The sequence below is a fragment of the Mesorhizobium sp. W067 genome (assembly GCF_054719525.1).
Map to the genome: position 1 here is coordinate 1,645,784 of NZ_JBTTII010000001.1, position 24,330 is coordinate 1,670,113.

The following is a 24,330-nucleotide window of genomic DNA, read 5'->3' on the forward strand; positions in this document are numbered from 1 at the left end:
GCGTGATGTCGGGGCCGTGCCTCAGCCGCCCTTGACGGCGCCTGCGGTCAGCCCCGCGACGATCTGCCTTTGCGCGAACAGGGTCAGCACCAGCACCGGCAGCGTCACCACAAGTGCCGCAGCGGCGAGCGGACCCCAGCTCACCTGCTCGTAGGAAAGCATGTTGTAGACGGCGACCGGCAGCGTGCGAGTCTCGCGGCTGGCGAGCACAATGCCGAAGACGAAATTGTTCCATGAGAAGATGATCGACAGGATGAAGGCGACGACAATGCCCGGCTTGGCGATGGGCAAGGCGACCAGCCGGAACACCTGCCAGGAACTGGCGCCATCGATGTTGGCCGCTTCTTCCAGCTCCATCGGCGTGGTCTCGAAATAGCCGATCATCACCCAGACCACGATCGGCACCGTCACCACCAGATGGATAATGATCTGCGGCCACAGCGTGCCGAGAATGCCGACCCACTGGAACAGCAGGAACAGCGGAATGAGATACGAAAGCCCCGGCGTCATGCGGGCGATCATGATGACCACCGCCGAGCGTTCGGCCTTGAGCCGCGCGATGCCATAGCCCGCCGGCACGCCGATCAGCAGCGCCAGCAACGTTGCCGTGCCCGTCACCAGAACCGAATTCCAGAAATAGAGCAGGAAATTGTTCTCCTCGAATACCTTCACATAGTTCGACCAGGCGAGATGTTCCGGGATCAGGATCGGCGGGTAGGCACCGTTGTCGATCTCGAACTTCAGCGACAGCGAGATCATCCAGAGGAAGAACAGGATCGCCGGCGAGACGAAGACCAGAGCCGCGAAAAACAGCCCGATCCGGTTGAGCAGCCGTGAACTCATCTATTTGCCCTCCACCCCGATCCATTGGGAGCGCTGGCGCAGCATCAGCAGGATGAAGGACAGCGCGACGATGACGATGAAGAACACCACGGCCATGGCCGAGCCATAGCCGATGTCGTAGTAGGAGAAGGCGGTGTTGTAGAGATAGATGTTGATGGTTTCCGAGGCCGTGCCCGGTCCGCCCTGGGTCATCGCGTAGATGATGTCAAAACTCTTCAGCGCATCGATGGTGCGGATGATCATGGCGATCATCAGGAACGGCGCGATCATCGGCAAGGTGAGATAGCGGAACTGCTGCCAGGCGTTGGCGCCGTCGATCTCGGCGCTCTCGAAGGGCTCGCGCGGCACGGAGGCCAAGCCGCCCAGCACGATCAGCATCACCAGCGGCGTCCACTGCCAGGTCTCGACCGCAACCAGGGACGGGATGACCGTCCTGGCGTTAAAGATCCATTCCTGCGCCGGAATGCCGACCAGCGACAACAGATAGTTGAGCACGCCAAGCTGGGGATGGAACATCATCGTCCAGACCAGCGCCACGGCGACTGGCGTTGCCATCATCGGCATGACGAAGACGCCGCGCAACAGGCCGCGCAGCGGAAATTTGGCGTCGAAGATCAGCGCCGCGACAGTGCCAAGGAACATCGGCGCCGCGACCGAAAGCGCCGTGTAGGTCAGCGTATGGAAAAGCGATTCCCAGAAGCGTTGGTCGGCTGCCAGCCGCAGATAGTTTTCCATCCCGGCAAAGCTTCGCGCCTGGCCGAGGGTCCAGCGGTTGACGCTCATCCACAGTGTGAAGGCCCAGGGAAAGACGATCACGGCGCCGACGATGACGAGCGCCGGGACGACGAAAGGCCAGTAGTTGGGAGCCAGACGGATGGTCTGCCCCCCTTCGATGGCTTGCGTCGTCACCCCGGTGCGTTCTGGGGTGATGGCGGACATCAGCCTTGCTCGCTCCGGTCGAGCACCGGCTGGAACTGCTCGGTGGCCTTCTTCAGTTCCTCCGCCGGATCGGCGCCGGCGATCAGATTGGTCAGCGCCACGCCATAGATATCGCGGAACTCGGTGACCGGAATGATGACCGGCAGCGACAGCCGGCTGACATTGCCCGAGCCGACCACGGCATCGAGCCAGCTCGCCGGCATGGTGACGCCTTCGCGCACCTTGGGATCTTCCAGCACCGACTTGCGGAACGGCACGCCGGCACCCGCCTGCAGCAGGCGCGTGCCCATGGCAGGCGAAATCGCCCACTGGCAGAAGAGATAGGCGGCCTCCTTCTTCTCGCTGGCGGCCGTCACGCCGAGGCCGTCGCCAAAGGTGCCGGCGGCATGCGCCTTGGGCCCTTTGGGCATGACGCCGTAGCCGACCTTGCCGACCACACGCGACTTTTCCGGGTTTTCCATCGGCGGGGCAAAGCCGACGCCATCGAACCACATGCCGATCTTGCCTTGCAGGAAGGCGGACTGGGCTTCGGCCCAGTTGAATCCGGTGACGCCTGGAGGCGCCGACTTGGTCATCAGCCGCTGGTAGAGGCTGGCGGCCTCGACCGCCTCGGGCGAGGTCGTGCGCAGCTTGCCCTTATCATCGAGCGGCGTCATGTCGTAGCCGAGCATCAGCGACGTCCATACCGGCGTGTTGGCGTTTTTCAGGCCGCGGGCGACAAAGCCGTAGGTGTTGGTCGACGGGTCGGTCAGCGCTTCGGCGGCCGCCACCAATTGCTCGAAGGTTTCAGGGTATTTGAGGCCCTTGGCCTCGAACAATTCCTTGTTCCAGTAGACGATCCAGTAGTCGACTGAGAACGGCAGCGAGCGCAGCACGCCCTGGCCGTCCTTGGCAAACAGCATGCCGGCATCGGCGAAATCGGTTTCCACCAGCGCAGGATCGGTCAGGGTCGAGTCAGCGAGATAGCCTGATATGTCGGCCAGCCAGCCGCCCTTTTCGAACTGCCGCTTCTGCACGTGGTAGCTCAGATGCACGACATCGAAGCTCGGCTTGCCGGAGCTGAGTTCGATCACCGTCTTCTGGCGCTGCTGCTGTTCCGGCGTCGCTTCGGCATTGACCTTGATCCCGGTCAGTTCCTCGAACTCGGCGATATATTTTATCAGCGTGTCGCTGCGCGGGCTTTTCACCAGATTGACGTCAAGCGTCGTTCCCGCAAAGCGCTTCCAGTCGACGCCGGCGGCAAAGCTTGGGCGAACACCGGCAAAGCCGGCGGCGGCAAGGGCGGCGGTTCCCTGGAGGAGTTGCCTCCTGGTTGGGTTGAACAGATTGGACGACATTTTCTTCCTCCCGGTTGTTGTCGTTGTCGATTGCGCCGCAGCGACCGCGGCGCGGCTCATGCTTCCTCAGATTTGCAGCGCCAGCCGGCGCGCCTTATCGATATGCTGGCTAATGGCCTCGACAGCCTTGCCAGGGTCGCGGCTCTGCATCGCATCGATCACCGCCAGGTGCTCGCGCATGACCGGCACGACGCGCCCGTCGATACGGAACCGTTCCTGGTGGATCAGGCGGATCTTCACCGAATTGACCAGATAGGCCTTGGCGATGATCTCGTTGCCCAGCGCATCGATGAACGTGTCGTGCATGGCCCAGTCGATGGTCTGCGCCTTGGCCTCCATCTCCGGCGTCGGGGTCTGCTCCAGCGCCCGGGCAAGCATGTCCTCATGCTCGCGCCGCAAGCGGGCAAGCTCGGCATCGGAGGCGCTGACCGTAAACAGCGCCACCGCTTCACGCTCCATGAACAGGCGGAACTGAAAGGCCTCGCGGATCAGGCTGATGTCTATATGGGCGATCTGCATGCCGCGCTGCGGAATGGTCGTCAGCAGTCCTTCCGCCTCGAGACGCGGCACGATCTCGCGAATGGCGCCGAGCGGCAGTCCGGTGAAGGCAACCAGCTCACGCTGCGACACGAACTGGCCTGGCTTGAAGTCGCGCGCCAGCAAATGCCGCGTGAAGCTGGCATAGGCCTTCTCCCTGAGGGTGGTCGGTTCGTTGCCGTCTTCCATTTCGGCGCGCTTCCCTTTGCCGGTCAGGCCGGTTCCCTGGCAAACAAGCTGTCATAGGCTGAGGCAAGCTGCTGCTGCCCTTGCAACGCGATCGGCTCCAGCGGCGGACGGACCGCCAGCCAGCGCTCGTCGCCGGTCTTACGCGCCACCATCACCTTTACCGCCGGGGTGACCGGATATTTGAGCAATTCGAGCACAAAACTCTCGACGCGAGGATCGTCGCGCCCGTCCTCGGCCATGGCGCGGATTTCGCCCGGGACGAAATTGGCCATGCCCGAGATTGCGCCTTGAGCACCCAGTCGCACCGCACGCGCCAGGTGCCTTTCATCGCCGATCAGGATCACCAGATCGCCATGGGCGGCAACCAGCGCCTCGCTGTAGCTCCAATTTCCACCGGAATCTTTCACCCCGGCGACCACGTCGGGAAAAGCAGTGCGCAATCGGCCGATCAGGCCAAGCGAAAGCTGCACCATGGTAACCGAAGGGATGTTGTAGAGCAGCACGTCACGGGCGAGGGGGCCGAGCGCGGCAAAGACGGCGGAGAACCAGCCGAAAAGGCCGTCCTCGCCGACATTCTTGAAGTAGCTCGGCGGGGCCAGCAGAATGTTTCGGGCGCCTCGCTGCAAGGCATGCTGTGCCTGTTCGGCGGCGTCTTCGGCGGCGTCGACCAGCACGCCGGCAACGAGTTGATGCGGCAAGATTCCAGCAGCCAGCATGGCTTCGGTCACCGACCGCCGCTCCGTCGTGCCCACCGATGCGCCTTCCCCTGTGGTGCCGAAAAGCGTCACGCTGCCGCAACCCTGCGCCAGGCAACTTTCGGCCTGAGCGATCATGGGGGCAGTGGCGATCTGCCCGCGGGCATCGAAAGGCGTGGCGAGAGCGGCCGAAAGGCCAAAGCGTGATGTCACCGGAAGGTCTCCGAAGTAGGTGTGTATGCCGTGCTAGCACACTAACATGTTAGTCGTAAATTGGGGTGGTGCGCTTTTTAACAGCGGAGGGCCTTCGCAGGTTCGAAGCCCATGGCGGATCGAGTACCATTGGCGAAACAGCAGGATGGTCCAGTGTTCGGGCGCGGAGCGGCAGCTCCAACCTTGTCCCCATCCCAGTCGATGGCTAAACTCAGCCTTTCCCAGGGGAGGTTCTGACATGACACTTCAGCTTTCGGCGGATGCTGTAGCCCCTAAGACGGCGACCGCTCAAAAATACCTCTTCGGCCCGGTCGCCGATTTCCTCATGCTGGGCGGCAGCGCCTTTCTCATCCTGCCGGTGCTGTTTCTCGTTCCGCTCGAATATGAAGGTCCGGTGGCCGCAACGATGGTCTTCGTGGCCTATCTCGTGAACTATCCCCACTTCGCCCACTCCTACCAGCTCTTCTACCGCAATTTCGGGCGCAAGGTGACGGGCGACGGCTACGACAGGAGCCTGCAGCTTCGCTACATCTTCGCGGGCATTGTCGTGCCCCTCGCCATGGCCGGGTTCTTCGCCTATGGCGCCGCGGCGGCGAACACGCGCCTGCTCGGCTATGCCACCAACGCCATGTTCTTTTTTGTCGGTTGGCACTACGTCAAGCAGGGCTACGGCATGCTGATGGTGGATGCGGTGCTGAAGCGCAAATTCTTCGACGACCGCGACAAGAAGGTGCTGCTGGTCAACTCCTATGCCGTGTGGATCCTGGCATGGCTGCAGACGAATACGGCGGTCACCCAGGGCAAATATTATGGCCTGGACTATTACACATTCGCGGCCCCTTCCTGGATTACCGACATCGGCGTGCTGGCGGCCGTTGCGTCGACGGCGGCCACGCTCTTGATGCTGGTCAATCGCTGGCGGAAGAACGGTGGCGGCCTGCCCTATAACGGTTTGGTGGCCTATGTCGCGTCGCTCTATCTCTGGATCCTGATTGCGCGCGTAAACCCGCTTTGGCTGCTGATCGTGCCCGCGCTCCACTCGCTGCAGTATCTCGCCGTGGTCTGGCGCTACCAGACGAACGTCGAGCGAGACAGTTCCGATGCCGAAGGCGATCCGCAGCCGAAAATCCTGTCCTTTCTTGGCCCCCTCTACAGGTTTCGGCTCCTCGGCTTCATCGTCGGCGGCACGGCCCTTGGCTATCTCGGCTTCTGGCTGATCCCATCCGCCCTGACGGCTTTGATTCCCTATGACAGGCAAGTGCTGGGGTCATCGCTGTTCTTCTTCATCGTGCTCATCTTCATCAATGTGCACCATTATTTTCTGGACAATGTGATGTGGCGCCGTGGCAATCCGGAGGTATCGAAGTATCTGTTCCGCTGACTGATGCGCAGACTGTCGAGCCCGGTTTTCGTCAGCTGTCGAGTATGCCATCGCGAGCGTGATCGTCAGTGCAACGGAGATCCCTGGAATGGCGGAGTGCTTTTCCGAGAGCCGCCTGGAAAATACCCTGCGGTGGCATCTGTACCGGCATGAAGATGGACATTGAGGGCAGCGAAGCCGAATGCCTGGAAGCCATCCTCGAAGCTGGGCTGCAAGATGCTATCGGCGCCATTCTGGTTGAAACGCACGACCGGGTGTCGCCAGACATAGCGCGTCGGGTGGAGCGCATTCGCCAGCGCATCGCGCAGGAAACATCCGAAACATCAATCTGGAATGGATCTGACTGCGCGCCGTCGTTGCCCGGCAACCGACGGCCCCAGTTTGCTTGATCGGCTAACTTTAGGACAACCCGACCAGGGAAAGCGCCTTGCGCCGGACCCGCTTTGCCTGCAGGCGCGCGAGTTCTGCCGTCGACTGGATTGGCGGCTCGACATAAACCGGGACCTCAACGGGGACCTCGACCACCACGGTCTCTCGTTCCGGCGTCGTTTGGTGCGGACGGAAACATTGCGTGGCGTTTTTGCCGCACGTGGATCGGGAAATGCTAGGCCGGCTTGCGCTATAGGACCTTTTCCGGCAATGGAAACGCAACATCGGGGCGTTAGCGTAGAAATGATTGATGGATTGCGTGTGGCGGTGATCATGCCCGCCTATAATGCGTCGGCTACACTGGAGAAGACCTACTTCGCCTTGCCGATGCAATTGATCGACGACGTTATTCTCACGGACGATCTCTCGAAGGACGATACTGTCGGCATTTCGCGACAGCTCGGCATTCACACAATCGAGCATTCGATCAACAAGGGCTACGGTGGCAATCAGAAGACTTGTTACGATGCGGCGCTGCAGCGCGATGCCGATATCGTCGTGATGCTTCATCCCGATTATCAATATTCGCCCAGGTTGGTGCCGGCCATTGCCTCGATGGTCGCCTCTGGCGAGTATGATTACGTCTTTGGTTCGCGCATCTTGGGCAAGGGTGCCCTGCGCGGCGGCATGCCGGTCTATAAATATATCTCCAATCGCTTTCTGACCCTGGTTCAAAACATTCTGATCGGCCAGAAAATGTCGGAGTTTCACACTGGCTTTCGGTGCTGGAGCCGGAAAGCGTTGACCGAGATTCCTTATCACCGGTGCTCGGACGACTTTGTGTTCGACAATGAGATGGTCTGCCAGGCCGTCTATCTCGGCCTGCGTGGTGGCGAGATGTCCTGTCCGACGAGATACTTCCCGGAGGCGTCGTCGATCAACTTTCGGCGTAGCGTCGTCTATGGCTTGGGTGTCTTGAAAACCGCGGCGAAGTTTCGCCTCAGCAAACTGGGCATTCGACAAGATCCGTTATTCGTCGGGAGCAATATCTGATGAGGCGTCGGACACGAATGGCCCTCGGTGTGGCGGGCCTTGCGATGGTTCTCGTCCCCGCGGCGCTGTCGGGCTATCTCGACGATATCTTGCGGATCGCCAAAGCGAGCGTTCAGCAGACAGGGCTGTTTGGTTTCGTTGCGCTGGTCGTGATGCAGTTTCTAGTGGCCGCCACCGGCATATTGCCGGCGTCCCTGCTCGGGATCGCAGGCGGAGCGGTTTACGGATTCGCCGGTGGATCGGCAATGGCGCTCGTCGGGACTTTGGCCGGCGGCATCGTCGGCTACTACGTAGGCCGAAAGGGTCTCCAAAACGTTCCTTTTACCAACACGAAAATTGTTGGCGGCCTCGACAAGGTCAAACAGTTCCTTGCCGCTGACGGCTGGCGATCGGTTTTTCTGATCCGCCTGTCACCGGTCGTTCCCTTTGCCGCCACAAGCATTGCGCTGGGCGCGAGTGGAATTCGCCTCGCCGACTACGTGATAGGAACCGCAGCGTCGCTTCCCGCCCTTTTTGGTTATGTCTATGTCGGTTCATTGCTCGGCAATGCGGCGTCTCTCGAATCGCCTGAGTTTCACCAGGTTTTTTTGCTGATGCTGGCGGGAGGCGTTATTGCAGGCGCGACGTTGGTCGGCAGGTTCGTCATGTATAGGCACAATTCCGAAACAACCTGATGTGCTTGTTAGCAGTGGTATTCTCCACAGTCTGGTAGCTGCACTCCGCCTGCTCCGGGGTAATTTACAAGCGTTTGCGACGGTGACGTGAGATGGGTCGTTGCTTGCGAGGACCAACTGGTGTGGGACGGTGTGAAGAACAAGCCGTCGACCATGGCGTTGTAGTCTCGATTTGCGAGGACCGCGCATAGGCAAATAGCAACCGCCGCGACCCTTGTAACCAACCTCCACGAAGACGCCCAAATCGCCAGAACGATCAGAAGTGTTGCAACTGGCGCGAAGTAATACCTGAAGCCAGATCCTGATTGGAGCAGTGACTCGGCACCTCCGACGGCGAGAATCGCAGTAGCCGAAAATTGCAGCGCAACGATCGGGACGAGCAGCAGGATGGGCTGGCGGCGGGCGAGGAAAACTGCAGCTCCAAGCACGCCAAGGAACACGATGGCAGCTGCTATCAGTTCAAGCGTACCCGGTGTCAAGTTGCTGAAAAACAAGGCCGGCCAAAGGATCGCACCACCCACCTTGAGCAGGAACAGGTCTGGCAAGCTTGCAAAACCGAGGAACGTGAACGGCCGTACGGCCAAGCCGGTATTCGTTGCCGGCAACAGTGCGCAGCCGATCTGCGTCGCCAATCCAGGAATAGACCAAACCAGAGGTCGGACAAGATAAGGCTGCCGTAGCACAAAGCCGGCAGCCGCCCATATGATAAGTGCGAAAGCTGCGGGGGTTCCTGTGAACGGCAGCACTAGAAGAAGACCGATATGAACGCGATTGAGCGGCTGTTTGAACGCCAACGACCCAAAAACAAGCGCGGCATAAACAGGTCCCCAGCCTTTGATGTGCAGTGCCGTTCCGAATGTTTCCGATGCGGTGACGCAATAGAGCGCGGTCGCAACCGCCAACAGGATTCCGGTTCGCCACGATATCGATTGCGTTGTGCCGGCGACAACAAATGGAAACAGCAAAGCCACCAGAAGACCGGAGCCGGTGTCAACGACCGGCCACCACTGAAGTCCGGCCGACACCGCAACGGCTGAAGATAGGTTTGCCGCTAGATCGTAGTAATTGCTTGCCGGGTTGAACAGAGCGGCTAACGGACCGTTCGCATAGGCATAGCCGAAGTACAGAGGGCCAATTTCAGCCCAAACCCTATAGAAAGTAAGCAACGCCGGGGCTCTTACCGCGACCAGGATCGCAAACAGTATCCCTGCGATGATGGTGTATTCGGTCTTGCCCCTGGGGGATAACGAATCGTCTGCCCGGACATAAAGGAAGCTCAACCCTGCAAAGGCGAGAAACTCAACCAAAGTAAATGCATTGAACGGTGTCGACATCTGCCCCCCGGCTGGATGGCGTGGCGCCCCACGCGGTCTGGGGCGGTGATACAGACGGGATGGCGAAGAGTAAATGGCTACTTTTGCTACCCGCTCAGCGGCGCTCCAGACAGCCCGAAGACGAATTCTGCGGAGCTAGATCAAGTCCAGGATGTTCGGGTCGCCGCGCTCTGCCCGGAAGCGGTCTGCCCATTCGAGGTTTGATGCATCCCTTTGCAGCTCAACGGTCACGTTGCCGGGGTCCAGCTTGGAGGGCGGCTTCAGGCCCATCAGCTCGGCGACCTGACTGACGGCGTGGCGAGGGTCCTCGATCATTGTCTCGTATTCGAACCGCAAGGGCTCGATACCGGTGCGCGCAAAGAACATCTCCCAGCGGGCTCGTTCACGAGCAAGGGCGTTGAGCTGGCTCTGGATCAGTCCAGCGTCGAAGACCGGCTTCTGTGCCATCGGTTGGCTCGATCGGTATTGTCCTGTCTGCAGCGCGCGTGCCCAGGAAATCGCTTGGCCAAGCAAGTCGCGTCTGGTGAGCAGCACGAAGCGAAGATTGGGAAGGGCATCGACCCAGTTCACCTCGCCCGAAATCCAGTCGTGCTGGTGGGCAAATAACTTCAAGCCGTAGATGCCGTTGGGAGTGGCGCCCATGGTAAGGATTTTCCAGACCTGGCCGGCGATATCCTTGGGGTAGTCCGGGTCATCGAAATAGCGCCGCCCGCCCCAATTGAAATATTCCAGCGGATGTCCGAGCAGGCCCGTGCCGCTCAGATGCTGGCACAGGAAATTGCTGCCGGATCGTGGCGAGGTGCAGATGCTGTAGCCACTCAATTTATCGCGGTCCAAGCCGTCGAGCCCTGTCAATGTCCGACCCCTTTACGCGCCCGAAGGAGAAGCTTTCTGATGAACAGGGGGATCATACCGTTGTACAGCCGCTTTATCTCGTCCACAAAATTTGAAAGGTTCGAAAGCTGTTCCTCCACCCGGCTCAGCACAGCCGGGTTGTCGCCCAGCGCGGCGGCGCGCGAGACAGCCTCGTCCAGAACAAGCTGCTGGGTTCTGGCGATCTGTTCGCCAAGCTTCTCCAAAACTCGCGAGTTTGCGTGGGACTGAGCCAGAAGCGTCGCCAATTCGGGCGCATCCGGCCAGCCGTGCAATTCTTTCACGATGTGAAACCATCTTCGGCGTGGATGCGAGACCCCGATCTCTTCGATCCACACGGCGGTCGCAAGCGCGCGCTCATCGGGATTCAGCCCCCTGTCGGATCGCAGCACCTGATCATAGATGCGCACATGTTCCTCGACAAAATACGCGTCGCCGGCCGCCTTCCGAAAATAGGTGGACACCGCCGCGGCATCGTTCGCATCGAAACCGGATATCGCGCCCAGAAGATTTTCGACCGTGGTCGGCTTGGTCAAAAGCCCAACGCCCAGATTGAAGCGACGCCATGCCTCCATGTTTGCGCTGCTGAGCAATCCCGCAAAACCGCGCGCGTCGCAAACCACGACGGAACAGCCGACCGCAGCTGCCTCGATGGCCATCCGGGCGGTTGCGAACACGATGTCGTAACCAAGCAGATCCTGTTCCAGCTGCTGCGAAAACCGCCCGGTGGCTGGACCTAGCTCATCCAGCTGGATGCCACTTCTCGCACAGGCCTCACGAACCGCCGCCTGGTGCTCGAAATTCTTGGTCAGCAGCAGGCCTCGCGCGGGTCTGGCGGGCAGCGGTGGGCGCTGTTTGAAGCGATTGAGATCGACCGCGTTGTAGACAAGGCTCATCTGGTCGGCCGGTATGCCCCTCGACAGGCATTTGGCTCGGCACGCCTCGTCGACCGCAATCCAATGGCGTATCTGGGGATGCAGCATCGGCGCTTCGACTTCAAAGAAGGCGCTGTGACAGGAAAATACCGCTGGCACGTCGGGAAACCTGGCGAGCGCAGTTAGGCAGGGCGTCAGATGCTGGGCGTGAATGACATCGGGCCTTTCGACGATCTCGGCAATCCGATCGACGACATGATGCCCGCGCCGACGCATTCTATCGGCTATGTCGCCCAGAGTGGGAGCCAGCAGCATGGTCTGATGGCCGGCGCCGCGAAGCCCGTCGGCCAACAGTTCGACGACCGCTTCCGATCCGCTGTTTCGCGACAGGGAGAGATTGGTGATAAGAATTCGCAACGGGCGATTCCTTGCTTGCGCACTACATCTGATATGAGAGAGAAAGGCGCATGAGTTTCTGGCAGCGTCTTAAGTTGAAGCCGCTGACCAAACAAGCTTCGTCAGCATTGTCGCGGCCAAGGTTTGCGCCTGAATTTGTCCCCAGGCCATTCGGCTCGATCGGACCAGAAACTGGATTGGAGCCATTGTTGCCTGAAAAGTCAGGAGAAAAACTGGAAAACGTGCTGATCCTCGCTCACCCCGGGCACGAACTCAGGATCCACCATTGGCTCGAGATCGCCAAACCAAGGGTCTATCTTCTGACCGACGGATCAGGCGGCAAGGAAACATCGCGAACCCGCTATTCGCGCGATCTGGTCGAAGCTGCGGGCGCGACACGCGGCGCGGTGTTTGGGGAAATTCCGGATGGCGCCTGGTACGAAGCGCTGCTGGCCGGGAACCATGATTTCCTGATCGACGTGTTTTCGAGAGTGCGCGCCGATCTAACGACCGCAAAGAGTGTCCAGATCGTATCGGATGCGGTCGACGGCTATAATCCCATACATGATCTTGCCTTTGCGTTTGGCCAGGCCCTCTGCCGAGGACTGCGAAAGACGGCACAGGTCGGCAAACAGCTTTGTTCCGCTGCGGTTCCAAATGTGGCGGGACGTGTCGAATCGGCAATTCAGCTTTCCCCGGCCGCGCGGGCGCGGAAGATAGCCGCTGTTGAAAACTATAGTCCCCTCGGCGATGAAGCGCGTCGGATACTCGAGAGGGATCCGCAATGCTTCGACAGGGAAAATCTGATGTCCCAGGATTTTGACTGGAATTCCTCCTGGACACCGGAGTGGGAGCGCATTGGTAAACAGCGCGTTGCCGATGGCCGCTACCGCCAATGCATTACATACAGGGATAATGTCCAACCCGCCGCGCGGCGCCTCATGTCTGAAAGTGCTGCGGTATTTGCGGCCGCAAACTAAGTCTCAGGCTTTCACGAAACCAGTGAGACATTGCCGCCGGCATGGCGCTCGATGCGGCCGGCAAGGTCGAGTTCCAGCAGCACCATGGAGACTTGCGCGGCGTTGAGGCCGGTGTGGCGGATGATCTCGTCCACGCCCACCGGCGTTGGGCCTAGCACTTCGAGCACGCCGCTGCGTTCGTCCTCACCGGGCGGGGGAGTTGCCGAAAAATCGGGTGCCTTTTCTGGCGGCGCAATGCTTCGCGTTCGCGTGCCCGCCAAGGGTGCGATCGCACCGGAAACATCGGCCGCCTCGGTGACCAGGGTGGCGCCGTCCTTGAGCAGGCCGTTGGAGCCGGCGCAGCGCGGATCGAGCGGCGAACCCGGCACGGCAAAGACCAGCCGGCCCATCTCGCCGGCCAGGCGCGCGCTGATCAGCGAGCCGGAGCGTTGCGCCGCTTCGATCACCACCAGTCCGAGGGCGGCGCCCGCGACAAGCCGGTTGCGGCGCGGAAAATCCTGCGCCCGCGGCTGCCAGCCGAACGGCATTTCCGAAATAACGGCGCCGCCACGCTCGGCAATGTCGTCGCACAAGCCGATATTTTCGGGCGGGTAGGGGACATCGAGCCCACCGGCCAGCACACCCACTGTACCAGTCGAGAGACTGCCCTGGTGTGCTGCCGTGTCGATGCCGCGCGCCAGGCCGGAAACGATGACGTAGCCGTCGCGGCCAAGATCCGCTGCCAGCATGCGCGCCATCTTGATGCCGGCGAGCGACGCGTTGCGGGCGCCGACGATGGCCACCGCCGGCAGGCGAAAGACGGCTGCCTCGCCCTTCACGGCAATCAGCGGCGGCGGATTGTCCATGTTTTTCAGCATCGGCGGGTAGTCGGCCTCGCCGATGCCGACGAAGCGGGCGCCGTTTTCACTGGCTGCGTCGAGTTCCGCTTCGGCTTCCTCCACGGAAGGAATGCGCATGATCCTTTTGGCTCCGCCCGAAATCATCAGCTCGGGCAGCATCTCCAACGCCGCCTCCGCCGAACCAAAGCGGTTGATCAATTCGCGAAACGAGGCCGGGCCGACATTTTGTGTGCGGATCAGCCGCAGCCAGCTCAGCCGCTGCCGGTCGCTGAGGCGCGGCCCGGCGGCGGGCTTGCTCAACCCTTGGCTCCGATCTTGCCTTCGGTGCCGGCAAGAAGGCGCGAAATGTTGGCGCGATGTTTGAAGATGACGATCAGGCTCATCACCAGGAACAGCCCGGCGGTCTCAGGTGTGCTCCAGAAATAAAGCGCGATCGGCACGATGACCGCCGCCGTCAGCGCTGCCAGCGAGGAATAGCGAAACAGAAAAGCCATCGCCAGCCAGACGACGATAAAAATCAGCGCCACATGCCAGCCGAGCGCGATCAGCACGCCGAGATAGGTCGCCACGCCCTTGCCGCCCTTGAAACCGAGCCAGACCGGAAACAGATGGCCAAGGAAGGCGCCAAGGCCCGCCCAGAGTCCAAGGCCGGCCCACAGTCCGTAGTCGTGTCCAAAATGGCGCGCGATCATCACCGCCGCCGTACCCTTCAACGCGTCGAGCACCAGCGTCGCGGCGGCGAGGCCCTTGTTGCCGGTGCGCAGAACGTTGGTGGCGCCGATATTGCCGGAGCCGATTTTGCGCACATCGCCGAGGCCGGCCGCGCGGGTGATCAAGAGGCCGAAGGGAATCGAGCCGAGGAGATAGCCGAACAGCAATGCCAGGATAACGTTATAACTCATTGTTTGCCCCCGCATTTCCCCAGCAACATGTCGGTCTGCGACGTGGCGCGATCGCTCTAGCTCGAAAACACTGTGCGGCCCGCCACCAGCGTTTGCAAGACCATGCCTTGCAGCCGCGCACCTTCGAAGCAGGTGTTTTTCGAGCGCGAGCGGATGCCGCTTTCACTCACGATCCAGGGTTCTTCAAGGTCGATCAGCGCAAGATCGGCCGGCGCTCCCGGCTTCAGCGTGCCGCCCGGCAGGCCGAACAGCCTTGCTGGTGCAGTGGACAGTGTTTCGACCAGCCGAAGTAGCGGCACGTCGCCATTGTGGTAGAGCCGAAGCGCTGCTCCAAGCAGCGTCTCCAACCCGATCGCGCCGGCAGCTGCATCGGCGAAGGGCAGGCGCTTGGTGTCGACATCCTGAGGGTCGTGCGAGGAGACGATGATGTCGATCGTGCCGTCCTTGACCGCCTCGATCATGGCCAGCCGGTCTTCCTCGGCGCGCAAAGGCGGCGTCAGCCGGAAGAAGGTGCGGTATTCCCCGACATCGTTCTCGTTCAGCGACAGATTGTGGATCGCCACGCCCGCCGTGACATTGGCCTTGTCGGCTTTCGCGCGCGTCATCGCTTGCGCTGCCATCGCCGTCGAGATCTTGGCCGCGTGGTAGGCGCCGCGCGTCAGCCGTGCCAGCGCCAGGTCGCGCTCCAGCGGGATGGACTCGGCCTCGCGCGGAATGCCGGCAAGGCCGAGCCAGCTGGCATACAGGCCTTCATTCATCACGCCTGCCGAAGCGAGGTCGCCATCCTGTGTCTCATGTGCGATGACGCCGCCGAAATCGCGGGCATAGGTCAGCGCCCGGCGCATCACCAGTGCGCTGGATATTGTGTGCCGCCCATCGGTGAAGGCGACCGCACCGGCCTCGCGCAACAGGCCGAATTCGGTCATCTCGCGACCGGCGAGGCCTTTGGTGATCGCCGCCGCCGGAAAGATGTTGACGCTTGCCGTGTCCCGGGCGGTGCGCAGCACGAATTCGACCAGCGCGACATTGTCGATCACCGGGTCGGTGTCGGGCATCATAACGACGGAGGTGACGCCGCCGGCCGCCGCCGCAACGCTGGCCGAAGCGATGGTCTCGCGATGTTCGCCGCCCGGTTCGCCGATGAAGACGCGCGCGTCGATCAGGCCGGGAATGATCGCCTTGCCGGCGCAGTCGACCACGGTGGCTCCCGCCGGCAGGCCCTGGTTCAGGGCAGCCTTGCCGGCGGCAACGATCTTTTTCCCCTCGACGATCACGGTGCCGACCTCGTCGAAGCCGCGTGACGGGTCGACGATGCGGGCGCGCTCAAAGACCGTCGTGCTCATGCGCTCCGGCCCTCGTTGCGGCGCGGGTCGAGCAGCGCTTCCATCACCGCCATGCGCACGGCGACACCCATCTCGACCTGTTCCTGGATGACGCTTTGCGGACCGTCGGCGATTTCGGACGCAATCTCGACGCCGCGGTTCATCGGACCGGGATGCATCACCAGCGCGCCGTCCTTGGCGGCCTTCAGCTTTTCGGCATCGAGGCCGAAATAGCGGAAATATTCGCGTACCGAAGGCACGAAGGCGCCTTCCATCCGCTCGCGCTGCAGGCGCAGCATCATCACCACGTCCGCGCCCTTGAGGCCCTCTGCCATCGAGCGCGAGACGATGACGCCCATTTTCTCGATGCCGGACGGCAGCAGGGTCGACGGCGCCACCACACGCACCTGCGCACCAAGCGCGTTCAACAGCATGATGTTGGAACGCGCCACGCGAGAATGCAGGATGTCGCCGCAGATCGCTACGATCAGTTTCGACAGCGGCCCCTTGGCGCGGCGGATGGTCAGCGCGTCGAGCAGCGCCTGCGTTGGGTGTTCATGCGCGCCGTCGCCGGCATTGACCACCGAGCAGCCGACCTTCTGCGCCAAAAGGGCGGCGGCGCCCGCAGACTGGTGGCGGATGATCAGGATGTCGGGGCGCATGGCGTTCAGCGTCATCGCCGTGTCGATCAGCGTCTCGCCCTTCTTCACCGAAGAGCTCGCCACCGACATGTTCATGACGTCGGCGCCGAGCCGTTTCCCGGCCAGTTCGAACGACGACTGCGTGCGCGTCGAGGCTTCGTAGAAGAGGTTGATCTGGGTGCGGCCGCGCAGCGTCGAGGTCTTCTTTTCGGACTGCCGCGAAATGGCGACGGCGCGATCGGCCCGGTCGAGCAGAAGCTCGATGTCACCGGGGGAAAGATCGCGGATGCCCAGAAGATGGCGGTGAGGATAAAGCGGCAGGGACGAAGCGTCGGTCATCTCAAGGCGCTGCTATAGGGGGGAGAATTCCTTGCCGCAAGCGTCAGCTTGGCATTGCGGCCTTTCTCCCCGGTATTTTCGTCGCGCGCGCCGCCTGCCTTGGGCTATATCTAGCCGATTGCTTCGGATTCGAAGCCTTGTGATGATAAGTGCCTTTCTAGCGTTAGAAGGCCCTTCTACTTTCAGAAGGATTGGGCGTGACCGACGACGTGACCAACCAGCCGCCGCCGCTGACGGGCGGCAACGCCTGGCGGGGCGATCCGTTGCTGATCCAGCTTGCCGAGCGTTTTTCCGATCCGGTGCGCAAGGACCTCGACGGGCTTGGCCGGTTCGTCCTGACGCAGGAGGCGCAGGAACTGGCCCGCCTCGCCAATGTCGAGACGCCGAAGCTCCGCACGCATGACCGTCAGGGCCGGCGCATCGACCTCGTCGAATTCCATCCGGCCTATCATGCGCTGATGCGCCGCTCGGTTGCCGGCGGCCTGCATTCCTCGATCTGGGAAAACGGCGATAGCGAGATCGGCCGTCGCCATCAGGTGCGCGCCGCGCGGTTCTACCTGACCGCCGAACTCGAGACCGGGCATCTCTGCCCCATCACCATGACCAGCGCTTCGCTGGCCGCCCTGATGGCCAGCCCAAAGCTGTTTCGCGAATGGGCGCCGCGCGTGACGACGCGCAAATACGACCAGAGCCAGAAGCCGCCGGTCGACAAGGCCGGGCTGACGCTCGGCATGGGCATGACCGAAAAGCAGGGCGGCACCGACGTGCGCGCCAACACCACACGGGCCGAACGCGCCGGCAGCGGCTTTTATCGCCTCACCGGCCACAAATGGTTCATGTCGGCGCCGATGTCGGACGCTTTTCTCGTGCTTGGACAGGCGCCTGAAGGGCTTTCCTGCTTTCTCGTCCCGCGCATCCTCGGCGACGGTTCCGGCAACGGCTTCCGCTTTCAGCGGCTGAAGGACAAGCTCGGCAACCGCTCCAACGCCTCATCGGAGGTAGAGTTCGTCAACGCCATCGGCGAGATGGTCGGCGAGCCCGGCGCCGGCATAAAGACGATCATGGACATGGTCACGCTGACCCGGCTCGACTGCGCCGTCGCCTCGTCGGCAATCATGCGGGCGGGGCTGGCTGAGGCCGTGCATCACGCCCGTCACCGCCAGGTGGCCGGCTCGACGCTGATCGAACAGCCGCTTATGCAGCGCGTGCTGGCGGACATGGCGCTCGATGTCGCCGCCGCCACGGCACTCTCGTTCCGACTGGCGCGCTCCTTCGACGAGGCTGCCGGCGACCGCGGCGAGGCTGCTTTTGCCCGCGCCATGACCCCGGTGGTCAAATACTGGGTCTGCAAGATCGCGCCGCCACTGCTCTATGAGGCGATGGAGTGCCTCGGCGGCAATGGCTATGTCGAGGAAGCGCCGCTCGCCCGCTACTACCGCGAAGCCCCGGTCAATGCGATCTGGGAGGGCTCAGGCAATGTCATGGCGCTCGACGTGCTGCGCGTGCTCGGCCGCGCGCCCGGCCTGTTCGAGGAGGTGCTGGCCGGCATCGACCGCGATCTCGGCGCCGGCGGACGCGGAACCATTGGCGTGCTCAAGGCGGCCATGCAGGTCGCCGGCACCGATGAGGGGTCGGCCCGCCTGCTGACCGAACAGCTGGCGCTGTCGGCGGCAGCTGCGGAATTGCGCCGGCTGGGGGCAGGGCGGATTGCGGACGCCTTCGTCGAGACGCGGCTCGCCGGCCAGTGGCGCAACACCTATGGCATGCTCGATTCGCGCCACGATGCGCGCATGATCGTCGACACGCTCTATCCGCCGGTGAATTGAGGGCCTTCCGCCAGGCCTCGAACGAATTTGCCTGCCTGTGGACAGCCGTTAACCTTAACGAATGGTTTCCGTTGCAGCCGCAGGCCGCAGACCCCACTGTCTTTGTCACCAAAGCAGGAATGCCATGCGGCACATTTTGACGTCCTTTCTGGCCTTGCACTGGGCGCTGGTTTTCGCCCTGCTGGCGTTCATCTGTGTCGATGGAAACCGCGGCGTTGCGGGCGCTCTGGGCGTGCTCGGCGTCGTCGTGGAAAACACTCGTCTGGCCGATCTCGACAATGCTGCCGTCGTGGCGCCGCTGGCCATCGCCTTGCTGGTCGTGGCGGTGCTGTTTTGCTGGGTCTTCGTCGAGAGCCTGGTTAACGCCGCAGCGAGCCCGGACGGAGCCGACAGTGTGGCGCGGACCGCCTTCATTTCGGCATCCGCGGTGTTGTCGCTCATCCTGATCGGCGGCGCAGCGCGAGGCATCAACGGCCTGTTTTTGGTTGTCGCCGTGCAATTGGCGGCACTTCTGGCCTCCTATGTCGCCATGCTGGCCGAGCGGAGGTCGGTCTTCGCTGTCATGGTTTCTCGGGAGGCAGAGAGCCGCGCCACCGCCCATGCCATGGCCAAGGGTGCCGCGCACGGCTCCTTGCTGTCGCGCATTTCCGGCCGTCCGGACATTGGTCCCAGCGGTCGCAGAGGCGGCTCCAGCCGCAGGGACGGTCACTGATGCGCACGCTGTTCGCATTGTGGGCCGCGCCACTCGCTCTGTTCTGGGGCTGGTTCTTCCTGTCGCTCAACGACATCAATTTCGGCTACGTCATGCTCAGCCGGCAGCTGCATGATTTCGTGTTTCAGCTCTACGGGCAGATGCTGGGCATCGATCCGGCGATCATTCCGGGCATGGTGGCAAGGGCCTGCATCTTCGACGGCTTCCTGCTGATGGCATTGTGGGCGTTTCGCCGCCGCCGCAACATCATGGCCTGGGTCAGGCGGCAGGCGGGGAATCCGGTTCCGTCCGATCGCGTGGGTCAAGCGACTGGAGCCGGTCCAGAACTCCCTGCAGAATAAAGGCCGCAGCCGCCGAATCGATCTTGCCGGCGCGCTTTCGGCGCGAGAAATCCATCTCGATCAGCGTCCGCTCCGCCGCCACCGTCGACAGCCGCTCGTCCCACAGCACGAAGGGCAGGTCGGTTATACCTGCCATGTTGCGCACGAAGGCGCGCGACTTCTGGGCGCGGGGACCTTCCGAACCGTCCATGTTGATGGGGAGACCGAGTACAAACGCGCCGACATTGTCCTTCTGCAGCTGGGCGAGCAGCGCTGCCGCATCCAGCGAAAACTTTTTGCGCAGGATGACCGCGCGCGGATGGGCGAAGGACAGGCCGCGGTCGGAAACGGCGACACCGATCGTCTTGTCGCCGAGGTCGAGCCCGGCCAGCGTCCTGCCGCCCTCCAGCCGTGCCGGCAGATCCTCGATTGCTATGATGCCCAACGGCTTTCCCCAACCAGTTTTACCGTGACCCAGTCTAACCGTGACCCAGACTTGCCGTCACAAAGAGCGCGACACGTTCTTTTGAACCGCGAGCACACTATGTCACTTTAATTTTGCTGCCGGCGTTCTATCTTCCGGCGCAACCAAAATCGAGGAACACGATCGATGAAATTGACCTGGTACGGACATTCCGCCTTCCGCGTCGAGACATCAGGCGCGAACATCCTGATCGACCCCTATCTCGTCGGCAACCCATCATGGACGAGCGGCTGGGAGGGGCCGGCGGAAGGCGTCACCCATGTGCTTCTGACCCACGGCCACAGTGATCATGTCAGCGGCGCGGTGGAGGTGCTGAAGAAGAGCGGCGCCCAGCTGGTCGCCAATTACGAGATCTGCATGTACCTGGTCGGCAAGGGCGTCGACGGCAAGAAGATCAATCCCGGCAATCATGGCGGCACCGTCGATTGCGGTGCCTTCACCACCACATTCGTGCAGGCACTGCATTCCTCGTCGTTTGGGCTCGATGGCGGCCAGAACGTCTACCTCGGCAATCCCAACGGGCTGGTCCTGCATTTCCCGGAGGACAAGACGCTCTACCATATGGGCGACACCGACATCTTCTCCGATATGGCGCTGATCGAGGAATTGCATGAGCCGAAGATCGGCCTCGTGCCGGTCGGCGACCGCTTCACCATGGGCGGCGCGGTGGCGGCCCTGGCCTGCCGGCGCTTCTTCCACTTCGACACCGTCGTGCCATGCCACTTCGGCACCTTCCCGATCATCGACGCGACGGCGGAGAAGTTCGTGGCCGGCCTCGAAGGATCAGGTGTCGACGTAGCCTTGCCAGCCATCGGCCAAACGATCACACTATAGAGCGATCGTTGAAACGATCCCTTGTCGCAAAGGGGAATTAAACCATGGGTTTGAGAGAGACTCTTTGCGTTTCGATGCTGGTCGCTGCGTCGCCCGCATCCGCCGCCGAGGACTTCATCAAGGGCGTTTACCTCCAGACCCAGGAGCTTTGCGCGCAAGCCAAAAAGGACACGCTGCAGACGCTGATTGACACCGGCAATGTCATCTTGTCGGCGGACGGCCTGCAAAGCGTCGAGTATAATTGCGAGTTCGTCCAGGTCACCAAGGCGACGCGCTCGCCGAGCTGGGCGGTCACTGCCATCTGCCAGGAGCCGGGCTTTCTCTTTCCCGATATACTGTCGATCACGCAGATGAACGCGACCCAAATCGACATCGTCTCGGTGCGCCCGACCGCCGACGAAGGCGAGCAGGCCGGCAATGGCGGCAGCTATTATCTGTGCGAGGGTGTATCGCTGCCCTAGGCTGAAATGCCGCCCTGGCATGAACGGGCTCTATCCCCAAGCACGATCGATGTTGCGCGGCACGCGCCACGCCGCTATAGCGCCATCTGGTTTTCCCAAAGGCTAAAGACATGTCCGTTGATCTGCAAACTGTGAAGCGCGTCGCGCGTCTCGCCCGCATTGCGGTGAGCGAGGAGGATGCCGAGCGCATGACCGGCGAGCTGAACGCCATTCTGGGCTTTGTCGAGCAGCTGAACGAGGTCGATGTCTCCGGCGTCGAGCCGATGACATCGGTGACGCCGATGGAGATGAAGAAGCGCCAAGACATCGTCACCGACGGCAACAAGGCTGCCGATATCGTCGCCAACGCGCCGGCCACTGACGAGAATTTCTTCCTCGTGCCGAAGGTCGTGGAGTAGCTGGCCGATGGCAATCGAGATCGCCGTCGAAACGCCGCTGCAGGACGATGTCCGCGCTTTGGTCGAGGAGCTCAACGCGACGCTGCTCGAACTGACGCCGCCGGAGCATTGCTACCATCTGACGGTCGAGCAGATGGCTGGCGACGACACCACCGTGTTCATCGCCCGCGACGACGGGCAAGCCATCGGTTGCGGCGCGCTGAAGCGCCATGACGCCCGCGTCGGTGAGGTCAAGCGCATGTACACGCGGCCCTCGCATCGCGGCAGGAAGATCGGCGCCAAGATCGTCGAGCATGTCGAAACGCTGGCGCGCAGCGAAGGGCTGAAGCGCCTGGTGCTTGAAACCGGCGACCGCCATCCCGCCGCCTGGACCGTCTACGAACGCGCCGGCTTCTCGCGCTGCGGGCCGGTGCTGGATTATCCCGATTCCGAGTGGTCGGTGTTTTACGAAAAGAGCCTTTGATGAGCGGATTGACCCATCTGACAATTTCGCAGGCGCGCGCCAAGCTGCGCGCCAAGGAGATTTCGGCCGTCGAAATCACCGAGGCCTATCTCGGTGCCATCGAGCGCGCCAATCCGGTGCTCAATGCCTACATCGTCGTCACCGGCGACAAGGCGCGCGATATGGCCAAAGCTTCCGACGCCAGGCTCGCCAAGGGCCAGGGCGGTGCGCTGGAAGGCATCCCGCTCGGCATCAAGGACCTGTTCGGCACCGAAGGTATCCACACCCAGGCCTGCAGCCATGTGCTGGACGGCTTCAAGCCGCGCTACGAATCGACCGTCACCGCCAATCTGTGGGCAGACGGCGCCGTCATGCTGGGCAAGCTTAACATGGACGAGTTCGCCATGGGCTCGTCCAACGAGACCTCCTATTACGGCCCTGTCGTCAATCCGTGGCGGCGTTCGCGCCTCGACACGGTGGTGATGCCGACCACGCATCAGGGCGATGGCGGTTTCGTTTCGGCCGGCGGCACCAAGACCGCGCGCACGCTGGACAATGCCCAACTGGTGCCGGGGGGCTCGTCGGGGGGCTCGGCTTCCGCCGTCTCGGCTTTCCTGTGCGCCGGCGCCACCGCCACCGACACCGGCGGCTCGATCCGCCAGCCAGCCGCCTTCACCGGCACCGTCGGCATCAAGCCGACCTATGGCCGCTGCTCGCGCTGGGGCATCGTCGCCTTCGCTTCGTCGCTCGATCAGGCGGGCCCGATCGCCCGGGACGTGCGCGATGCCGCGATCATGCTGAAGTCCATGGCCTCGGTCGACGCCAAGGACACCACTTCCGTCGACCGGCCGGTGCCGGATTACGAGGCGGCGATCGGCAAACCGATCAGGGGCATGAAGGTCGGCATTCCCCGGGAATACCGCGTCGACGGCATGCCGGAAGAGATCGAGGCGCTGTGGCAGAAGGGCATTGCCTGGCTCAGGGATGCCGGCGCCGAGATCGTCGACATTTCGCTGCCGCACACCAAATATGCTTTGCCGGCTTATTATATCGTAGCGCCTGCCGAAGCATCATCCAATCTGGCGCGCTATGACGGCGTCCGCTATGGCTTGCGCGTGCCGGGCCAGGACATTGTCGACATGTACGAAAAGACCCGAGCCGCCGGGTTCGGTCGGGAGGTCAAGCGTCGCATCATGATCGGCACCTATGTGCTGTCGGCAGGTTATTACGATGCCTACTATCTGCAGGCGCAGAAGGTGCGCAATTTGATCAAGCGCGACTTCGAGACGGTTTTTGCCGACGGCGTCGACGTCATCCTGACGCCGGCGACGCCGTCGGCCGCCTTCGGCATCGCTGACGAGGACATGGCCGCCGATCCGGTCAAAATGTACCTCAACGACATTTTCACGGTGACCGTGAACATGGCCGGACTGCCGGGCATTGCCGTGCCTGCCGGCCTCGATGCCAAGGGCCTGCCGCTCGGCCTGCAGCTGATTGGCCGTCCCTTCGACGAGGAAACCCTGTTCCAGACAGCCGCCGTCATCGAGCAGGCGGCGGGAACCTTCCAGCCGGAGAAGTGGTGGTAGCATGCCGCCTCCGTCTCGCATTTCCATCGTCGAGACGGGAAACGAACTGCTGATCACGAACCCGCCACGCACCTCGGATTTCAGGACAGTCTTTGTCCTGATCGGGGCCGCGATCGTCGCCTACACCGGCTACATGGGATTGACGGATATGTCGTCCGCAACGCTCACCAGCGGCACGCTCGGCCTGCTGTCCTTCGTGGCGGTCATTGCCCTCTTCACCTATTTCCTGGGCAAGGATTTCATCTGGCGGGTGTTCGGCAGGGAAACCCTGCGGCTGACCGACACTGCAGCCGTGCGCTCGGTGAGGGGTTCCTTGCGAAATCGGTGGTCACTGCCTTTGAAAGGGCATCTTAGGGTCGAAATCCTCGACCATACCTATCCCACGGACCAAGTGGGACTGTCGGAAGTCATCAGCTTGACCAACGCGAACGGCGTCCTTGTTTTCGGCAGGGAGTTAAGCCGCCTCGAAGCGGAAGCGGTAGCGAGTGCGGTCGAGCACTTCACCGGCCGTCACAATTTGAGCTGGAGATAGGCAG

General features: G+C 62.2%; 27 protein-coding genes. 14 read left to right on the forward strand and 13 right to left on the reverse strand.

Features of this window, described 5'->3' with window-relative positions:
- Positions 1-21: 21 nt before the first annotated feature.
- The 5 genes from ACYG97_RS08070 to ACYG97_RS08090 all read right to left on the reverse strand — a co-directional run bounded on the left by ACYG97_RS08070 (position 22) and on the right by ACYG97_RS08090 (position 4,753).
- The gene (locus tag ACYG97_RS08070) at positions 22-843 is read right to left on the reverse strand and encodes a carbohydrate ABC transporter permease (protein WP_023700756.1); all 822 of its coding nucleotides are present in this window, start codon (positions 841-843) and stop codon (positions 22-24) included.
- Positions 844-1,782, reverse strand: a complete 939-nt coding sequence (locus ACYG97_RS08075) for a carbohydrate ABC transporter permease (RefSeq protein ID WP_023734333.1) — start codon at positions 1,780-1,782, stop codon at positions 844-846.
- Positions 1,782-3,119, reverse strand: a complete 1,338-nt coding sequence (locus ACYG97_RS08080) for an ABC transporter substrate-binding protein (RefSeq protein WP_023734334.1) — start codon at positions 3,117-3,119, stop codon at positions 1,782-1,784. Before ACYG97_RS08080 ends, ACYG97_RS08075 begins: the two co-directional genes overlap by 1 nt.
- A gap of 66 nt (positions 3,120-3,185) precedes the next feature.
- Positions 3,186-3,845, reverse strand: coding sequence for a GntR family transcriptional regulator (locus ACYG97_RS08085; RefSeq protein ID WP_023693416.1), 660 nt, complete (start codon positions 3,843-3,845; stop codon positions 3,186-3,188).
- 23 nt (positions 3,846-3,868) lie between these two features.
- Positions 3,869-4,753, reverse strand: a complete 885-nt coding sequence (locus tag ACYG97_RS08090) for a dihydrodipicolinate synthase family protein (RefSeq protein ID WP_023734335.1) — start codon at positions 4,751-4,753, stop codon at positions 3,869-3,871.
- A 238-nt stretch (positions 4,754-4,991) separates the two neighbouring features.
- Here ACYG97_RS08090 and ACYG97_RS08095 point away from each other — a divergent pair, with 238 nt between their 5' ends.
- From ACYG97_RS08095 to ACYG97_RS08110, 4 genes are all read left to right on the forward strand, one after another.
- The gene (locus ACYG97_RS08095; RefSeq protein ID WP_023734336.1) at positions 4,992-6,134 is read left to right on the forward strand and encodes a hypothetical protein; all 1,143 of its coding nucleotides are present in this window, start codon (positions 4,992-4,994) and stop codon (positions 6,132-6,134) included.
- Positions 6,135-6,283: 149 nt separating this feature from the next.
- On the forward strand, positions 6,284-6,523 hold the full coding sequence (locus ACYG97_RS08100; protein WP_023734337.1) for a hypothetical protein: 240 nt from the start codon (positions 6,284-6,286) through the stop codon (positions 6,521-6,523).
- 250 nt (positions 6,524-6,773) lie between these two features.
- A complete protein-coding gene (locus tag ACYG97_RS08105; RefSeq protein WP_198029724.1) occupies positions 6,774-7,556 on the forward strand; it encodes a glycosyltransferase family 2 protein in 783 nt (260 codons plus the stop codon).
- Between the two features lie 17 nt (positions 7,557-7,573).
- Positions 7,574-8,230: a TVP38/TMEM64 family protein gene (locus ACYG97_RS08110; protein WP_023734340.1), complete on the forward strand. Its 657-nt coding sequence runs from the start codon at positions 7,574-7,576 to the stop codon at positions 8,228-8,230.
- A gap of 8 nt (positions 8,231-8,238) precedes the next feature.
- On the opposite strand, the gene ACYG97_RS08115 is transcribed toward ACYG97_RS08110, so the two are convergent.
- From ACYG97_RS08115 to ACYG97_RS08125, 3 genes are all read right to left on the reverse strand, one after another.
- Complete coding sequence (locus ACYG97_RS08115) at positions 8,239-9,564, reverse strand: hypothetical protein (RefSeq protein ID WP_156937224.1); 1,326 nt, start codon at positions 9,562-9,564, stop codon at positions 8,239-8,241.
- A 135-nt stretch (positions 9,565-9,699) separates the two neighbouring features.
- Entirely contained in the window at positions 9,700-10,419 is a 720-nt protein-coding gene (locus ACYG97_RS08120; RefSeq protein ID WP_023688604.1) for a Stf0 family sulfotransferase, read from the reverse strand.
- Entirely contained in the window at positions 10,416-11,729 is a 1,314-nt protein-coding gene (locus tag ACYG97_RS08125) for a glycosyltransferase (RefSeq protein ID WP_023734342.1), read from the reverse strand. Before ACYG97_RS08125 ends, ACYG97_RS08120 begins: the two co-directional genes overlap by 4 nt.
- A gap of 50 nt (positions 11,730-11,779) precedes the next feature.
- Between ACYG97_RS08125 and ACYG97_RS08130 the strand changes: the two genes are divergently transcribed.
- Positions 11,780-12,688 carry a hypothetical protein gene (locus ACYG97_RS08130; protein ID WP_245260858.1) on the forward strand — a complete coding sequence of 303 codons (909 nt, stop codon included), beginning with the start codon at positions 11,780-11,782 and terminating at the stop codon, positions 12,686-12,688.
- An 11-nt stretch (positions 12,689-12,699) separates the two neighbouring features.
- Here the strand turns inward: ACYG97_RS08130 and dprA are convergent, their stop codons facing one another.
- Genes dprA through ACYG97_RS08150 form a run of 4 tightly spaced genes read right to left on the reverse strand, consistent with a single transcriptional unit; the run spans position 12,700 to position 16,731 of the window.
- Entirely contained in the window at positions 12,700-13,827 is a 1,128-nt protein-coding gene (gene dprA / locus ACYG97_RS08135) for a DNA-processing protein DprA (protein ID WP_023730138.1), read from the reverse strand.
- A complete protein-coding gene (gene plsY / locus ACYG97_RS08140) occupies positions 13,824-14,429 on the reverse strand; it encodes a glycerol-3-phosphate 1-O-acyltransferase PlsY (RefSeq protein WP_023696534.1) in 606 nt (201 codons plus the stop codon). The genes dprA and plsY overlap by 4 nt, the downstream gene beginning before the upstream one ends.
- A 56-nt stretch (positions 14,430-14,485) precedes the next feature.
- The gene (locus ACYG97_RS08145) at positions 14,486-15,772 is read right to left on the reverse strand and encodes a dihydroorotase (RefSeq protein ID WP_023734344.1); all 1,287 of its coding nucleotides are present in this window, start codon (positions 15,770-15,772) and stop codon (positions 14,486-14,488) included.
- Positions 15,769-16,731 (reverse strand): aspartate carbamoyltransferase catalytic subunit, encoded by a 963-nt coding sequence (locus ACYG97_RS08150; protein ID WP_023688599.1) that lies wholly within the window; start codon positions 16,729-16,731, stop codon positions 15,769-15,771. The genes ACYG97_RS08145 and ACYG97_RS08150 overlap by 4 nt, the downstream gene beginning before the upstream one ends.
- 197 nt (positions 16,732-16,928) lie before the next feature.
- Here ACYG97_RS08150 and ACYG97_RS08155 point away from each other — a divergent pair, with 197 nt between their 5' ends.
- From ACYG97_RS08155 to ACYG97_RS08165, 3 genes are all read left to right on the forward strand, one after another.
- Positions 16,929-18,557, forward strand: coding sequence for a DNA alkylation response protein (locus ACYG97_RS08155; protein WP_023693424.1), 1,629 nt, complete (start codon positions 16,929-16,931; stop codon positions 18,555-18,557).
- Between the two features lie 124 nt (positions 18,558-18,681).
- On the forward strand, positions 18,682-19,269 hold the full coding sequence (locus ACYG97_RS08160; RefSeq protein WP_023670994.1) for a hypothetical protein: 588 nt from the start codon (positions 18,682-18,684) through the stop codon (positions 19,267-19,269).
- Positions 19,269-19,610 (forward strand): DUF6105 family protein, encoded by a 342-nt coding sequence (locus ACYG97_RS08165; protein ID WP_023670995.1) that lies wholly within the window; start codon positions 19,269-19,271, stop codon positions 19,608-19,610. Before ACYG97_RS08160 ends, ACYG97_RS08165 begins: the two co-directional genes overlap by 1 nt.
- On the opposite strand, the gene ruvX is transcribed toward ACYG97_RS08165, so the two are convergent.
- A complete protein-coding gene (ruvX, locus tag ACYG97_RS08170; RefSeq protein WP_023688595.1) occupies positions 19,528-20,034 on the reverse strand; it encodes a Holliday junction resolvase RuvX in 507 nt (168 codons plus the stop codon). The genes ACYG97_RS08165 and ruvX overlap by 83 nt on opposite strands.
- Before the next feature lie 165 nt (positions 20,035-20,199).
- On the opposite strand from ruvX, the gene ACYG97_RS08175 reads away from it, so the two are divergent.
- The 6 genes from ACYG97_RS08175 (at position 20,200) to ACYG97_RS08200 (ending at position 24,326) form a co-directional block, all read left to right on the forward strand.
- Positions 20,200-20,907 (forward strand): metal-dependent hydrolase, encoded by a 708-nt coding sequence (locus tag ACYG97_RS08175; RefSeq protein ID WP_023670997.1) that lies wholly within the window; start codon positions 20,200-20,202, stop codon positions 20,905-20,907.
- A gap of 44 nt (positions 20,908-20,951) precedes the next feature.
- Positions 20,952-21,368 (forward strand): hypothetical protein, encoded by a 417-nt coding sequence (locus tag ACYG97_RS08180; protein WP_023670998.1) that lies wholly within the window; start codon positions 20,952-20,954, stop codon positions 21,366-21,368.
- Between the two features lie 110 nt (positions 21,369-21,478).
- Positions 21,479-21,766, forward strand: coding sequence for an Asp-tRNA(Asn)/Glu-tRNA(Gln) amidotransferase subunit GatC (gatC, locus tag ACYG97_RS08185; RefSeq protein WP_023670999.1), 288 nt, complete (start codon positions 21,479-21,481; stop codon positions 21,764-21,766).
- A gap of 7 nt (positions 21,767-21,773) precedes the next feature.
- Positions 21,774-22,229: a GNAT family N-acetyltransferase gene (locus tag ACYG97_RS08190; protein WP_023726661.1), complete on the forward strand. Its 456-nt coding sequence runs from the start codon at positions 21,774-21,776 to the stop codon at positions 22,227-22,229.
- Positions 22,229-23,794 carry an amidase family protein gene (locus tag ACYG97_RS08195; protein WP_023734345.1) on the forward strand — a complete coding sequence of 522 codons (1,566 nt, stop codon included), beginning with the start codon at positions 22,229-22,231 and terminating at the stop codon, positions 23,792-23,794. The genes ACYG97_RS08190 and ACYG97_RS08195 overlap by 1 nt, the downstream gene beginning before the upstream one ends.
- A gap of 1 nt (position 23,795) precedes the next feature.
- The gene (locus ACYG97_RS08200) at positions 23,796-24,326 is read left to right on the forward strand and encodes a hypothetical protein (protein ID WP_023734346.1); all 531 of its coding nucleotides are present in this window, start codon (positions 23,796-23,798) and stop codon (positions 24,324-24,326) included.
- Positions 24,327-24,330: the final 4 nt, after the last annotated feature.

Bases quoted from the DNA above. Each gene is read 5' to 3' on its own strand.
- ACYG97_RS08070 (WP_023700756.1), bottom strand. From the start codon at position 843: ATGAGTTCACGGCTGCTCAACCGGATCGGGCTGTTTTTCGCGGCTCTG.
- ACYG97_RS08075 (WP_023734333.1), bottom strand. From the start codon at position 1,782: ATGTCCGCCATCACCCCAGAACGCACCGGGGTGACGACGCAAGCCATC.
- ACYG97_RS08080 (WP_023734334.1), bottom strand. From the start codon at position 3,119: ATGTCGTCCAATCTGTTCAACCCAACCAGGAGGCAACTCCTCCAGGGA.
- ACYG97_RS08085 (WP_023693416.1), bottom strand. From the start codon at position 3,845: ATGGAAGACGGCAACGAACCGACCACCCTCAGGGAGAAGGCCTATGCC.
- ACYG97_RS08095 (WP_023734336.1), top strand. From the start codon at position 4,992: ATGACACTTCAGCTTTCGGCGGATGCTGTAGCCCCTAAGACGGCGACC.
- ACYG97_RS08100 (WP_023734337.1), top strand. From the start codon at position 6,284: ATGAAGATGGACATTGAGGGCAGCGAAGCCGAATGCCTGGAAGCCATC.
- ACYG97_RS08105 (WP_198029724.1), top strand. From the start codon at position 6,774: ATGGAAACGCAACATCGGGGCGTTAGCGTAGAAATGATTGATGGATTG.
- ACYG97_RS08110 (WP_023734340.1), top strand. From the start codon at position 7,574: ATGGCCCTCGGTGTGGCGGGCCTTGCGATGGTTCTCGTCCCCGCGGCG.
- ACYG97_RS08115 (WP_156937224.1), bottom strand. From the start codon at position 9,564: ATGTCGACACCGTTCAATGCATTTACTTTGGTTGAGTTTCTCGCCTTT.
- ACYG97_RS08130 (WP_245260858.1), top strand. From the start codon at position 11,780: ATGAGTTTCTGGCAGCGTCTTAAGTTGAAGCCGCTGACCAAACAAGCT.
- plsY (WP_023696534.1), bottom strand. From the start codon at position 14,429: ATGAGTTATAACGTTATCCTGGCATTGCTGTTCGGCTATCTCCTCGGC.
- ACYG97_RS08145 (WP_023734344.1), bottom strand. From the start codon at position 15,772: ATGAGCACGACGGTCTTTGAGCGCGCCCGCATCGTCGACCCGTCACGC.
- ACYG97_RS08150 (WP_023688599.1), bottom strand. From the start codon at position 16,731: ATGACCGACGCTTCGTCCCTGCCGCTTTATCCTCACCGCCATCTTCTG.
- ACYG97_RS08160 (WP_023670994.1), top strand. From the start codon at position 18,682: ATGCGGCACATTTTGACGTCCTTTCTGGCCTTGCACTGGGCGCTGGTT.
- ACYG97_RS08165 (WP_023670995.1), top strand. From the start codon at position 19,269: ATGCGCACGCTGTTCGCATTGTGGGCCGCGCCACTCGCTCTGTTCTGG.
- ACYG97_RS08175 (WP_023670997.1), top strand. From the start codon at position 20,200: ATGAAATTGACCTGGTACGGACATTCCGCCTTCCGCGTCGAGACATCA.
- ACYG97_RS08180 (WP_023670998.1), top strand. From the start codon at position 20,952: ATGGGTTTGAGAGAGACTCTTTGCGTTTCGATGCTGGTCGCTGCGTCG.
- gatC (WP_023670999.1), top strand. From the start codon at position 21,479: ATGTCCGTTGATCTGCAAACTGTGAAGCGCGTCGCGCGTCTCGCCCGC.
- ACYG97_RS08190 (WP_023726661.1), top strand. From the start codon at position 21,774: ATGGCAATCGAGATCGCCGTCGAAACGCCGCTGCAGGACGATGTCCGC.
- ACYG97_RS08195 (WP_023734345.1), top strand. From the start codon at position 22,229: ATGAGCGGATTGACCCATCTGACAATTTCGCAGGCGCGCGCCAAGCTG.
- ACYG97_RS08200 (WP_023734346.1), top strand. From the start codon at position 23,796: ATGCCGCCTCCGTCTCGCATTTCCATCGTCGAGACGGGAAACGAACTG.